Below are 12,886 nucleotides of genomic sequence, written 5' to 3'. Positions count from 1 at the left end.
TGGTGCTGCCCCAGCCCGGCCAGCTGCTTTCTCTCGCGGAGATAACGGAGATAATCATGAAGATCAAGACAAGAATCGTCGCTACCTCACTCGTGCCACTGACCATGATGCTGCTTCTGGGTGTCGTCTGCCACCTTGGCTTGCGCTCGATGCAGCAAACCCTGGATGCCGTCATAGCGAAAGGGATGCAGCATTTCTCCGCCGTCAATGACAGCCGCAGCCAGTTGCTCGAAGCGAACGTCGAGGCCTATCGCCTGCTCACCATGTTGGTCAACTTCGACGAGGCGCGCATTGCCAAAGACAGCGCTGTCATCATGGGTCACGCAGATGGTGCGATACAGTTACTCAAGAAATTCCGCGAACGCAGCGATCTCGAAGAGGACGAAAAGAAGGCGCTGGCCGCACTTGAAGAGCCCTTGGCGCGTTACCGCAAGAGCATGGCGCAGGCCATCGACATGGCGCAATCCGACATCGCCATGGGTACCGGCATGATGCAGACGGCAGACAAGCACTTCCTGGAAATCGATGCTGCACTCATCAAGTTTCTCGATCAGCAGAAGAGCGAAGGGGACGAGATGGTTTCTGCAGCGAACAGGCGCGTGTCGAATCTGATTGCCACCAACGTCGGCCTGTTTCTACTGGGCCTGGTCATAGCCGTATCAATAGCATGGGTATTGGCCGGCAGGATGGTCGCCCCTCTGGTCGAAGCCGTGCGAACGGCGACCACGATTGCCGGCGGCGATCTGAATATGGTCATCAAAGCCGGCGGACAGGACGAGACCGGGGATCTGCTGCGGGCGCTGGCTGACATGCAGGGTAAGCTGACACAGGTGATCGGCGAAGTGCACACCGCAGCCGACAGCCTGAGCAATGCGGCGGGACAGGTCTCCGCGACAGCCAGTTCCCTCTCGCATTCGTCCAGCGAGCAAGCCGCGTCGGTCGAGGAGACCACGGCCTCCATGGAGGAGATGACCGTGTCCATCGCACAGAACCAGGAAAACGCCAAACTCACCGGCAAACTTGCCGCCCAGGCGGCCAGTGAGGCGGCGGAAGGGGCCACGGCAGTCGGCTGTACGGTCGATGACATGAAGTGCATTGCCGGCAAGATCGGCATCATCGACGATATTGCCTACCAGACGAATCTGCTGGCCCTCAATGCCGCGATCGAGGCAGCCCGTGCCGGCGAGCACGGCAAGGGCTTTGCCGTCGTCGCCGTGGAAGTACGTAGGCTGGCGGAACGTTCGCAAGTCGCTGCACAGGAAATCGGCAACCTGGCCAAATCTTCGGTCAAACAGGCCGATCTCGCCGGAAACCTGCTGACGCAGATGGTGCCCAGTATTCGCCAGACTTCGATCTTGGTGCAGGAGATCGCCGCAGCATCCTCGGAACAATCCGGCGGGGTGATGCAGATCAACGGCGCCCTGGGACAATTGAATCAGGCGACACAACAGAACGCCTCGGCATCCGAAGAACTTGCGGCCACGGCGGAAGAGCTGGCCGGACAAGCCAGCCAGCTCCAGGAACTCATAGCCTTTTTCAAAATCGACCGTGCCGCCCGATCCCGTGCGTCGTCCCCATCTGACCTTCCAGCTACCCCGAGAAGCGCTGCCAGGTCAGGTTTAGTCTGACCGCGACTGACCGCACCCGCCAGGCTTGCCGATCTCGCGGCTCCGGCGACAGCCTGTAAGTTATTCGGCAGTACACCGACGAATCACTGCCGACGGCAAGCGGCCAAGAAATCGGTGCGGCCACCTGCGCCCTGGATGCAACCATCGCCCTGGAATCGCCATGAACAAAAAAAAGATCGTCATCTTTGCCCTCATCGCACTGGCCATAGTCGCCTACTTTCAGTTCGGCCTCGGTCAGTACCTGAACCTCGATGCACTCAAGGCACAACAGGCGGCACTCGACGACTACCACCGGCAACACCCGTGGCAGGTCGCCGGACTGTACTTCGTCGCCTATGTGGCAGTGACCGCGCTGTCGCTGCCCGGCGCCTTGCCGATGACGCTCGCCGGCGGGGCCATCTTCGGTCTCCTCTGGGGTACCGTCATCGTCTCCTTTGCTTCGTCGATCGGCGCGACACTGGCCTTTCTCGCCGCGCGCTTCCTGCTCCGCGACTGGGTCGGCGAACGTTTCGGAGAACGCCTCAAGGCGGTGGACGAAGGCATCCGGCGTGATGGCGCTTTCTACTTGTTTACCTTGCGCCTGATCCCGGTGTTCCCCTTTTTCCTGGTCAATCTCCTGCTCGCTCTGACCGCGATGAAAGCCCGCACCTTTTATGGGGTCAGCCAAATCGGCATGCTCGCCGGCACCGTCGTCTACGTCAATGCGGGCACGCAACTGGCGCGCATCGATTCGCTCGCCGGCATCGTCTCGCCCGCTCTGCTCGCCTCGTTCGCACTGCTCGGAATCTTTCCGCTCATCGCCCGAAAAGTCGTTGAGGGGGTGAAAGCGCGCCGGGTCTACGCCGGCTGGCAGAAGCCTGCACGCTTCGACCGCAACCTGGTGGTCATCGGCGCCGGCAGTGCCGGTCTGGTCACCGCCTACATCGCGGCGGCCGTGAAGGCCAAAGTGACCCTGATCGAGAAGCACCGCATGGGAGGCGACTGCCTGAACACCGGCTGTGTGCCGTCGAAGGCACTGATCCGCTCGGCCAAGCTGCTGTCGCACATCGCCCGCGCGCGCGAGTTCGGCATTGCCTCGGCGCAGGCGAGCTTCGACTTTGCCGAGGTGATGGAGCGCGTACAGAAGATCATCAAGACCGTCGAGCCGCACGACTCGGTCGAACGCTACCGCGAACTGGGGGTCGAGGTGGTCGAGGGTTCGGCACGCATCGTCTCGCCGTGGCAGGTCGAGGTCATCTGCCACGATGGCACGATGCAGACGCTTCGTACGCGCAGCATCGTCATCGCGGCAGGCGCGCATCCCTTTGTGCCGCCCATGCCGGGAATCGAAGAGATGGGCTATCTGACTTCGGACACCGTCTGGAATCTGCGCCAGCTGCCACGCCGCCTGCTCGTGCTCGGTGGCGGGCCAATCGGCTCGGAGCTGACGCAGACCTTCGCCCGCCTCGGCGCGCGCGTCACGCAAGTGGAACGGGGTCCGCGCATCATGCCGCGTGAAGACCCGGAAGTGTCGGCAATGGTTGCCGAACGTTTTCGCGCGGAGGGTGTACAAGTGCTGCTGAACCATCAGGCAAAGGCTTTCGTCATCGAGCAGGGGGAGAAGATCCTGATCGCCGAGCACGAGGGAAAAGAGCTGCGCATAGCCTTCGACGTCCTGCTGGTGGCGCTCGGTCGTAGCGCCAATCTGACGGGCTATGGCCTCGAAGAACTGGGCATCCCGAGCGGACGGACGGTCGAGATCAACGAGTTCCTGCAAACACGCTACCCGAACATCTACGCCGCAGGCGATGTCGCCGGACCCTTTCAGTTTACCCACACGGCCGCGCACCAGGCATGGTACGCTGCGGTCAATGCGCTGTTTGCACCTTTCAGGAAATTCCGCGCCGACTATTCGGTGATTCCCTGGTCGACTTTCGTCGAGCCGGAAGTCGCCCGCGTCGGAATCAACGAACAGGAAGCCCAGGACAGAGGGATCGCCTACGAGGTCGCACGTTACGATATCGATGACCTCGACCGCGCCATCGCCGATGGTGAAGCCCATGGCTTCATCAAGGTGCTGACCGTCCCCGGCAAGGATCGTATCCTCGGCGTGACGATCGTCGGCGAGCATGCCGGCGACCTCATCGCCGAGTACGTGCTGGCGATGAAACAGGGTATCGGCCTCAACCAGATTCTCGGCACCATCCACATCTACCCGACCCTCGCCGAAGCCAACAAGTACGTCGCCGGCGTCTGGAAAAAGGCGCACGCACCAGCGACGCTGCTACGCTGGGTCGAACGTTTTCATGCCTGGCGACGGGGAGGCTGAGCCTGCCGCTCCCGCTGACCAGGATACGGGCCTGAACCCTATCGCAAAGACTGGAGAATTGCGCCATGATGAGCAAACGATTTCTCTGGCTGGCCGCCTGGCTAACCCTGTTCATTTCCGGGCCGGTGCGGGCCTTCGATCACACTCACCGATCCTGGAACGAACTCCTGGTGCGGCATGTGGTGGTCAGCAAGGAAGGCTACTCGTCGGCCGTGCGTTACGCCGGAATGCAGTCCGACCGGGCAGCGCTCAAGCGCTATCTGACGACTCTGGAAGAGGTTTCGCCACGCGACTACGAAAGCTGGGGCAAAGGGCAACAACTGGCCTTCCTGATCAATGCCTACAACGCCTGGACGGTCGAACTGGTGCTGCAGAAGTATCCCGACCTGAAATCGATCAAGGACCTTGGCAGCACCTTTCGCAGCCCATGGAAGAAAAAGTTTTTCACCCTGCTAAACCAGGAACGCAGTCTCGATGATGTCGAACACGGCATGATTCGCGCCACGGGAAAATTCGATGAACCCAGAATCCACTTCGCCGTCGTCTGCGCATCAATCGGCTGCCCCATGCTGCAACCCAGCGCCTTCGTCGCCGAAAAGCTGGATGCCCAGCTCGAAGAAGGCATGCGTCGCTTCCTCTCCGACCGCAGCCGCAATCGCTTCGAGGCCGCCAGCGGGAAAATGAAGATCTCGAGGATCTTCGACTGGTACGGCAAGGACTTTGCCCAGGGCCATCAGGGAATGACTTCGCTCAAGGCGGCTCTGGCACGCCATGCGAATGTACTTGCCGACTCGGCGACTGACATCAAAAGAGTCACAAGTGGCGACTACGAGATCGAGTTTCTCGATTACGACTGGCGCCTGAACGACGCGCGCCAGTCCGGTTGAATTGGCAACACTCAGGGCAGAAGCTCCGCGCCAGTCAGCGCCGCAGAAGTCAGCCTGCGGAACTCACCGAGTGTTCAGAACGAGCGTGGCAGGCCGAGCAGGTGCTCGGCCACGTAGGCGTAGATCAGGTTGGTCGAGATCGGCGCGACCTGGTAGAGACGTGTCTCGCGGAACTTCCGCTCGATATCGTATTCGTTGGCGAAGCCAAAGCCGCCATGCGTCTGCAGGCAGACGTTGGCCGCCTCCCACGAGGCCTTGGCGGCAAGGTACTTGGCCATGTTCGCCTCGGCGCCGCAGGGTTGCAGCGCGTCGAACAGCGCGCAGGCTCTGAAGCGCATCAGGTTCGCCGCCTCGATCTCGATCAGTGCGTCGGCGATCGGGAACTGCACGCCCTGGTTCTGGCCGATCGGCCGATCGAAAACGATCCGCTCCTTCGCATAGCGTGTGGCGCGTTCGATGAACCAGTAGCCATCGCCGATGCACTCGGCGGCGATCAGCGCCCGTTCGGCATTGAGTCCGTCCAGGAGATAGCGGAAACCCTGCCCTTCCTCGCCGATCAGTTGCTCTTCAGGAACCTCCAGATCGTCGAAGAACAGTTCGTTGGTCTCGTGATTGACCATATTGGCGATCGGCCGCACGCGGAGGCCGTTGCCGATGGCGTCGTGCAGATCGACGATGAAGATCGATAGGCCTTCGGACTTTCTCTGCACCTCGGCGAGTGGCGTCGTGCGAGCCAGCAGGATCATCAGGTCCGAGTGCTGCACGCGCGAGATCCAGACCTTCTGGCCGTTCACCCGGTAGCGGCCGTCCTTCTTCACGGCGCTGGTCCTGATCTTGGTCGTATCGGTGCCGGTAGTCGGCTCGGTGACTGCCATCGACTGGATGCGCAGCCTGCCGGCGGCGATTCCCGGCAGGTATTTTTCCTTCTGCGCCCGGCTGCCGTTACGCAGCAGTGTGCCCATGTTGTACATCTGCCCATGCACGGCGCCAGCGTTACCACCGCTGCGGTTGATTTCCTCCATGATCACGCTCGCCGCCGTCAGCCCGAGACCGGAGCCACCGTATTCCTCGGGAATCATCGCCGATAGCCAGCCGGCGCCGATCAGCGCATCGACGAAGGCCTCGGGATACGTGCGCTGTTCGTCGATGCGGCGGAAATACTCGTCGGGAAACTGGCGGCAGAGGTCGCGCACGGCGTCGCGAATTTCCTGGTGTTCGTCTGGGGCGTTGAGCATTGCAGTCCTTTCCTGTCTTCGTGGCGTGTATTTACCCGAGGTTCTATCGCCCGGTTCACACGGCAGGCGAACCCCGTGACGGAGAGTAGCAATGCCCTGCAGATTTGCAAGCCGGCGATTGTCAGGATTCCCCTTGCCCAAGAAGAGGCGGCCTAATTCTTATGTGATAATCCGGGGCAGGTTGTTACCGGAAACTGTCCGTGGAATCTCTGCTCGTCATGGCCGCGCTCTTCTTCGTGGTCGGCCCGATCGTCATGTTGTTTCTGCTCCTGGGCATGCGCAGCCGATTGGCGACCCTGGAGCGCCAGGTCAAGGAACTTCAGGCACAACTGCAATGGCTCTACCGGCACGCAGAGGCCAGGATTTCGCCTGCTGTGACCGCGACGCCCGAGGTTTCCGAAACGCCGCTGGTCGAAGCCGGGATGGCACCCTCCGAACCCGTACGCGCAGCAAAGATCGCATCGGCTCCCGCTGAGTCTCCCGTCGCAGCCGTCCAGATGGAATTCGATCCGGCCTCCGACCCGGGTTCCGCCCCCCTTCCGGGTTGGGGCAAGGAGCCGGCCATCGAGTCCGAGCCGCTGATCCAGGCCACACCTGCCGAACCAGAGCCCACCCACCAGTGCAAGGACGAAGCGCGCGACTTGCCCGCACCGCCACGCTGGCTGGCCAAGGCCCGGGAATGGTTGTTCGGCGGCAATCTGGTGGCCAAGATCGGTCTGCTGATCCTCTTCTTTGGCGTCAGTTTCCTGCTCAAGTATGCCGCGGCGCGCGTATCGGTGCCGATCGAATTCCGACTGGCCGGCATCGTTCTGGCCGACATCGGCCTGCTTCTCTGGGGCTGGCGCATTCGCCATTCGCGGCCATCGATCAGCCTGCCGGTACAGGGCGGAGCGATGGGCATCCTGATACTCGTCACCTTTGCCGCCTTCCGGCTTTACGACCTGATTCCGGGGGGGCTGGCGTTCGGCCTGCTGTTGCTACTGACCTTTTTCACCTGTCTCCTGGCTGTCCTGCAGGATGCCGTCTGGCTGGCGGTGTTCGGCATCGTTGGCGGTTTCGCCGCGCCGATCCTGACCTCGACCGGGCACGGCAGCCACGTCGCCCTGTTCTCCTACTACGCCCTGCTCAACGCCGGTATCCTGGCGATTGCGCTCAAGCGCTCGTGGCGCCTGCTCAACCTGCTCGGTTTCGTGTTTACCTTCCTGGTTGGCACCACCTGGGGGGTGCTGCGCTACCAGCCGGAGAACTACCTGTCGGTGCAGGCCTTTCTCGTCCTGTTCTTCGTTTTCTATGTCGCCATTGCCATTCTCTACGCCACCCGGCAGGCGCCACGGCTCAGGCACTATGTCGACGGGACGCTGGTCTTCGGCACGCCGCTGCTGGCCTTCGGCCTGCAATACGGCTTGGTACATGAAACGGCTTTCGGGATGGCTTTCTCGGCGCTGGCGCTCGGGCTGTTCTACATCGGCCTGACGTTCCTGCTCTGGCGACGGCGGGCTGATTCGCTCAAGCTGCTCGTCGAATCGTTCCTGGCGCTCGGCATTGTCTTCGGCACGCTGGCCATTCCGTTTGCGCTCGATGGCCGCTGGACGGCTGCCGCCTGGGCGCTCGAGGGGGCCGGCATCGTCTGGGTCGGGTTGCGGCAAAAGCAGACCCTGGCCTGGGTTTTCGGCGTGCTGGTGCAGCTGGGCGCCTGGGTCTCCTTCATTGGCTCGGTGCACGGGCTAGCGCCTGAAATCGCTGCCCAATCCAATCTCTGGCTTGGTTTCCTGCTGCTTGCGATCACCGCCTTCCTGATGGCGATCAGTTTCCGCAAGGAGACTAGCCGCGTGTTCGAGGAAACCGAAGGAGCGGCGGGCAAGAATGCCATTCTGCCGATGGTCATTCTGACATGGCTATCCACCATCTTTCTCGGCTTTGCCGCGATCTGGCTTCTCGTCGGTACGTGGAACGAGATCTGGCTGCATGGCGGAAAGCAGATGACCAACCTGCTGGTATTGAGCGCACTGGCCGTTGCTGGTCTCCTTCTCGTCATCGCCAGACGGCTTGATTGGGGTGTTTCGCGCATTTTCTCGCTGGTTCCGCACGCCTTGGTCGGTGCCGCTTTCCTGGTCCTGATGGATTCGGGTCGGATCTGGGAATCCCGCCCAATGGGCAACAAGCTGTTCGAGACCGACTTTCTCGGCGCGCTGCTGATCGCTGTCGGCGCGGCATGCACCGGTCTGGTCTTTCATCGCCAGCCGCTCCCGAGTCATCTTCGGATTTCCCGCCTGCTGCTCGGGTGGAGCGCGTTCTGTTGGTTTATTTTCGTGCTCGGCATCTTCAACGCCTGGGGTGAGCAGATCCTGGCCCGCTACAACCTGTTCGTCGAGACCGGCTACCCGCGTGTCCATCCGCTTTATGGCGTTCTGGTGGCGCTCGGAACGCCGGGTTTTATCTGGCTTTCGCGCCGTCAGGAATGGCCCGACCTGCGTTGGCTGGCCACCGCCGTCTGGCCGGCCTTGTTGCTTGTCCTGCTGGGCGTATTCCAGCAGCTCCATGGCTCGCCGCCATACATCCCGGGGCTGCCGGTGTGGATTGTCTTGATCGCCTTGTGGCTGGCCAGCGAATGGCTGCTGCGCGACGGTGAACGTGCGTCCTGGTTGCTGCCGGCTCAGCATCCCAAGGTGCTGCGTTCATTGCATACCCTGCGTACGGTCGGCCCCTGGCTGATTCTTTGGCCACTGGTGCAGAACCTGGTGCTGATTGGTTTGCGTATCGATTCGGCAGAACAGGGCGTACTGCTGGCCGGGGTGGGGTGGTCCGCTGCCATCGGCTGGTCGCGCTATCTGCCGGCGTGGGTGGCGATGGCCTGCCTCGCCCTGCTGATTCCGCGCGCACGCAACGAACGCTGGCCGACGTGGCCGGTTGCCGGGTGGTACCGTGACGTGCTGCTGCCGCTCGGCGCGCTGTACTCGCTGGCGCTGGTCGTGGTGTGGAATCTGACGCAGGATGGCGTGATGGCTCCGCTACCTTATCTGCCGATCCTGAATCCGCTCGATCTGACCACCGGCTTTGCCGCCCTGCTGGCCATTTCCGCCTGGCGGCTGCGCGGGAAACCCGAGGGTGGTGCGCTGGCCAGACTGACAACCCGCCTTCCGCAACTGCTCATGGTCGCCGCCTACGCCTGGTTCAACCTGATGCTGCTGCGTACGGCCGCCCACTTCCTCGCCATTCCCTATCGTGCCGAGCCGCTGTTCCACTCGCAGTTTGTGCAGGCCATGCTGGCTCTGGTGTGGAGCACCAGCGCGCTGGTGCTGATGCGTGTTGCCGCGCGGCAGCGGCAGCGCGCGCTGTGGATGGCCGGTGCCGCCTTGCTGGCCCTGGTGGTCTTCAAACTGTTCATGGTCGATCTCTCCAACGTGGGCGGCATCGAACGTATCATCTCCTTCCTCGGTGTGGGCATCCTCATGCTGGCCATCGGCTACCTGGCGCCATTCCCCTCTGCAAAATCCACCGCTACCGAATGACGACCATGCATCAAGCTCCCGCCAAAACCGCGTCTGCCTTTCTGTTCCTGCTGTGCATGGCCTCGAGTTGCGCTGCATCGCCGCCAGGAAGCGATACGCCGGCCGACTATTCTCATGCCTTGCCCTTGCAGGTCAACGGCAAACAAGGCGTGGTTGCACTGCGCCTGCCGCAGTCGGTCTATCTGCATGCCCGGACTGCTGGCCTGGATGATCTGCGAGTCTTCGATGCCCAGGGCACTGCTCAGCCCCATGCCCTGCATCGTCCGCCGGAGCAGCGACTGGAGCTGCGGACCTGGCTGGCGGCGAGAATTTTTCCCGTTCACTCGAAGACGCGCATGGCAGCCGGGGGCTCTTCCGCCATCGATATCGACATCCAGACGCGTTCTGACGGGAGCGTCCTGTCAGTACAGGCGCATGCCGGCAAGGCGAATGACCGTGGCGGTACCGTCCTCGACAGCCTGATTCTCGATTTCGGCCCAGTCGAAAAGGGCAACGACAAGGACAAGGACAACGAAACCGCTACGGCGCACATCGAAGCGTTGCGTTTCGGTGCGCCGAAGGGGCGGGCCAATTACAACGCCCAGATCTGGCTGGAAACCAGCAACGACCTGAGGCAATGGTCCGCCATCGGCGCTGCCGAACTTGGCTGGCTGAGCAACGACAACGCCCAGATGCTGGCCCATGACCGTCTCGAATTGAGTACACAGATATTCCGCTACGCTCGCCTGACCTGGCGTCGTGGCGAGCCTGTCCTCTTTGCCGACATCCAGGCTGAAGTCGTCACCCGACAACGCAGCGAACCTTTTCGCGAAACCCTCTGGCTCAAGCCCGTGTCCGGACAGCAGGCCGGGGATCTGCTCTACAAGGCCAGCATCGCCATGCCAGTCGAACAGATCAGCGTCAAGCTGAGCGAGGCCAACATCGTCTACCCAATGGCGCTCGGGGCCTACGTCGAACGGCCAAGCCGGCAAGTCGGCAAGGCGACGGAATGGGTCTTTCAGCCGAGCGCTCGCGCCACCTTCTACCAGATCACCCAGAACGGCGAGACCCGACGTTCCGGTCCGCTGACGATCCGCCCTGGCCACCAGCAGGAGTGGGTGATCCGTCCGCTGAATGCCGCGGCCACGGCGCAGCCCGAACTGGGCCTGACCTGGCAACCGGCGACGCTGGTTTTTCTCGCTGGCGGCACGCCCCCCTATCGCCTGCACTTTGGCCACCCCGATGCCCGCCCGACCAGCCAGCCGCTCAGCCAGGTCGCACCCGGTTTTACTGCAAACGAACTCGGCCAGCTGGAATCTGCTCAGGTCGGCGAACTAAAAAGCGGCAACACCGGCACGGCTGCTGAAAGCGCCGCGGCGCAAGCCGGCCGCTCGGCGCGCAATCGCACTTACGTCCTGTGGGGCGTTCTGCTGCTCGGCGTGCTCGTGTTGGGCGGAATGGCGTGGCGGCTTGTCAGACAGATGAACAATAGTGCGTCGAAACGTTGAGGAGATCAACGATGAACATCGACAGGCCTGCGAATTTCGCTTCAGCAAGCGGCGTCGGGTGCGACGCAGAATAGCCCCCAGCAAACTGGCATCGCTCACCCATTGCGGTTGTGTATCGCACCAAGCACGCTGCTGATCACCCCGCAGGCCAGGGTGATCGCCAGAACCAGCTCGCCGGTAGTCTGTTCGGGGCCGACGATCGAAGACCAGACGGCGGCAGCCAGGCCACCTGCCAGCAAGCCGAAGACCCCGCCGATGAACACACCACGCTTGATTGCGCCACGCCGACCATCTTCGCCACAGCAATACGGGCAATAGGATGAACCGGCAGGCACCAGGCGCTCGCAACTGGGGCAGAGAATCCTTTCGCCGACTTCGGCTGGCGCTTGCTCTGCCAAACTCCTGGGGCCTTCTGCAGGCGACATCAGATCCTCCGCGCCAGTTCGGCTGCCATCCCGAGGTAATTCCATGGTGTCAGTTCGAGCAGGTCGGCCCTTGCCTTCGCCGGTATTTCCAGAGACTCGACAAAGCGCCGCATGTCCTCGCGCGAAACCCGCTTGCCGCGGGTCAGCTCCTTGAGCTTCTCGTAGGGGTTGGCAACCCCATATCGACGCATCACCGTCTGCACGGGTTCGGCCAACAGTTCCCAGTTGGCATCGAGGTCGGCATGCAGACAGGCCGTATCGGCTTCGAGTTTGTTCAAACCGCGTAACAGCGAGTCGTAGGCGAGCAGCGTATAGCCGAGTGCGACCCCCATATTGCGCAGCACTGTCGAATCGGTCAGGTCGCGTTGCCAGCGCGAGACCGGCAATTTCTCGGCAAGATGGCGCAAGACGGCATTGGCCAGACCAAGATTGCCCTCGGAGTTCTCGAAGTCGATTGGGTTCACCTTGTGCGGCATCGTCGAAGAACCGATCTCGCCATCCTTGAGTTTTTGCTTGAAGAAACCCAGCGAGATGTAGCCCCAGACATCCCGGTTCAGGTCGATGAGAACCAGGTTAGCACGCGCAAAGGCGTCGAACAACTCCGCCAGTGCGTCGTGTGGCTCGATCTGAATCGTGTAAGGGTTGAATTCCAGTCCCAGTGATTCAACGAAAGTTCTGGCAAAGTTCTCCCAGTCAAAGTCCGGGTAAGCCGCAAGATGCGCATTGTAGTTGCCGACCGCCCCATTGATCTTGCCGAGTAGTTGCACCCTGGCGATCGCCGAGCGGGCACGGCCAAGGCGATAGGCCGTGTTTGCCATTTCCTTGCCGAGTGTCGTCGGTGTTGCCGGCTGGCCATGCGTACGCGACATCATCGGCAAGTCAGCCAACTCATGGGCAAGTTCCCTGAGACGGGCAACCGCCCTGTCAAGCATCGGCAGGAGCGTTTCGTCGCGCGCCGACTGCAGCATCAGGGCGTGCGCAAGATTGTTGATATCCTCGGAGGTACACGCAAAGTGAATGAACTCTGCAACGCGCATGACTTCAGCGTTGTTCGCCAGACGTTTCCGGATCCAGTACTCCAGTGCCTTGACATCGTGATTGGTCACCGCCTCGATCTCTTTGACCTCGCCAGCCTGCTGCGGGCCGAAATCGGCCAACAACGAATCCAGCTCGACGAGTGTTCCCTGTGAGAAAGCAGGAATCTCGGCAAAATGCGGCTCGGCGGCCAACGCCTTGAGCCATGCCAGTTCAACCTGCAAGCGGCGCCGAATCAGTCCGTATTCGGAAAACTGCGGTCGCAGGGCATCAAGCCTGCCCGCATAACGACCGTCCAGCGGGGAAAGAGAAGTCAGGGAAAACACCGGCATGCAGGCACTCCTTAAGGCGTACACAGATAGCCTGCTATTC

The 12,886-nt window shown here is 61.9% G+C and carries 8 protein-coding genes; 5 read left to right on the top strand and 3 right to left on the bottom strand.

Annotation, left to right across the window (positions count from 1 at the left end; translation table 11 throughout):
- The first annotated feature begins 56 nt into the window (after nt 1–56).
- From AW06_RS04375 to AW06_RS04365, 3 genes are all read left to right on the top strand, one after another.
- Nucleotides 57–1,628 carry a methyl-accepting chemotaxis protein gene (locus AW06_RS04375; RefSeq protein WP_273704375.1) on the top strand — a complete coding sequence of 524 codons (1,572 nt, stop codon included), beginning with the start codon at nt 57–59 and terminating at the stop codon, nt 1,626–1,628.
- A gap of 160 nt (nt 1,629–1,788) precedes the next feature.
- Nucleotides 1,789–3,936 (top strand): bifunctional TVP38/TMEM64 family protein/FAD-dependent oxidoreductase, encoded by a 2,148-nt coding sequence (locus tag AW06_RS04370; protein WP_034946139.1) that lies wholly within the window; start codon nt 1,789–1,791, stop codon nt 3,934–3,936.
- Between the two features lie 65 nt (nt 3,937–4,001).
- On the top strand, nt 4,002–4,823 hold the full coding sequence (locus tag AW06_RS04365; protein ID WP_034946136.1) for a DUF547 domain-containing protein: 822 nt from the start codon (nt 4,002–4,004) through the stop codon (nt 4,821–4,823).
- Between the two features lie 74 nt (nt 4,824–4,897).
- On the opposite strand, the gene AW06_RS04360 is transcribed toward AW06_RS04365, so the two are convergent.
- Nucleotides 4,898–6,058, bottom strand: coding sequence for an acyl-CoA dehydrogenase family protein (locus tag AW06_RS04360; RefSeq protein ID WP_034946133.1), 1,161 nt, complete (start codon nt 6,056–6,058; stop codon nt 4,898–4,900).
- A 200-nt stretch (nt 6,059–6,258) separates the two neighbouring features.
- Between AW06_RS04360 and AW06_RS04355 the strand changes: the two genes are divergently transcribed.
- A complete protein-coding gene (locus tag AW06_RS04355; RefSeq protein ID WP_273704374.1) occupies nt 6,259–9,567 on the top strand; it encodes a DUF2339 domain-containing protein in 3,309 nt (1,102 codons plus the stop codon).
- 5 nt (nt 9,568–9,572) lie between these two features.
- Nucleotides 9,573–11,054 carry a DUF3999 family protein gene (locus AW06_RS04350; protein ID WP_171047259.1) on the top strand — a complete coding sequence of 494 codons (1,482 nt, stop codon included), beginning with the start codon at nt 9,573–9,575 and terminating at the stop codon, nt 11,052–11,054.
- A gap of 95 nt (nt 11,055–11,149) precedes the next feature.
- On the opposite strand, the gene AW06_RS04345 is transcribed toward AW06_RS04350, so the two are convergent.
- Together AW06_RS04345 and purB are read right to left on the bottom strand one after the other, a co-directional pair.
- Nucleotides 11,150–11,479: a hypothetical protein gene (locus AW06_RS04345; RefSeq protein WP_034946130.1), complete on the bottom strand. Its 330-nt coding sequence runs from the start codon at nt 11,477–11,479 to the stop codon at nt 11,150–11,152.
- A complete protein-coding gene (purB, locus tag AW06_RS04340; protein ID WP_034946127.1) occupies nt 11,479–12,846 on the bottom strand; it encodes an adenylosuccinate lyase in 1,368 nt (455 codons plus the stop codon). The genes AW06_RS04345 and purB overlap by 1 nt, the downstream gene beginning before the upstream one ends.
- Between the last annotated feature and the right edge of the window lie 40 nt (nt 12,847–12,886).

Origin of the sequence: Candidatus Accumulibacter cognatus, from assembly GCF_000584975.1 — a bacterium.
Classification (GTDB): domain Bacteria; phylum Pseudomonadota; class Gammaproteobacteria; order Burkholderiales; family Rhodocyclaceae; genus Accumulibacter; species Accumulibacter cognatus.
This window is presented reverse-complemented; position numbering and strand designations above follow the sequence as displayed.

Coding starts and splice junctions, on each gene's coding strand:
- AW06_RS04375 (WP_273704375.1), top strand. CDS start 57: ATGAAGATCAAGACAAGAATCGTCGCTACCTCACTCGTGCCACTGACC.
- AW06_RS04370 (WP_034946139.1), top strand. CDS start 1,789: ATGAACAAAAAAAAGATCGTCATCTTTGCCCTCATCGCACTGGCCATA.
- AW06_RS04365 (WP_034946136.1), top strand. CDS start 4,002: ATGATGAGCAAACGATTTCTCTGGCTGGCCGCCTGGCTAACCCTGTTC.
- AW06_RS04360 (WP_034946133.1), bottom strand. CDS start 6,058: ATGCTCAACGCCCCAGACGAACACCAGGAAATTCGCGACGCCGTGCGC.
- AW06_RS04350 (WP_171047259.1), top strand. CDS start 9,573: ATGCATCAAGCTCCCGCCAAAACCGCGTCTGCCTTTCTGTTCCTGCTG.
- AW06_RS04345 (WP_034946130.1), bottom strand. CDS start 11,479: ATGTCGCCTGCAGAAGGCCCCAGGAGTTTGGCAGAGCAAGCGCCAGCC.
- purB (WP_034946127.1), bottom strand. CDS start 12,846: ATGCCGGTGTTTTCCCTGACTTCTCTTTCCCCGCTGGACGGTCGTTAT.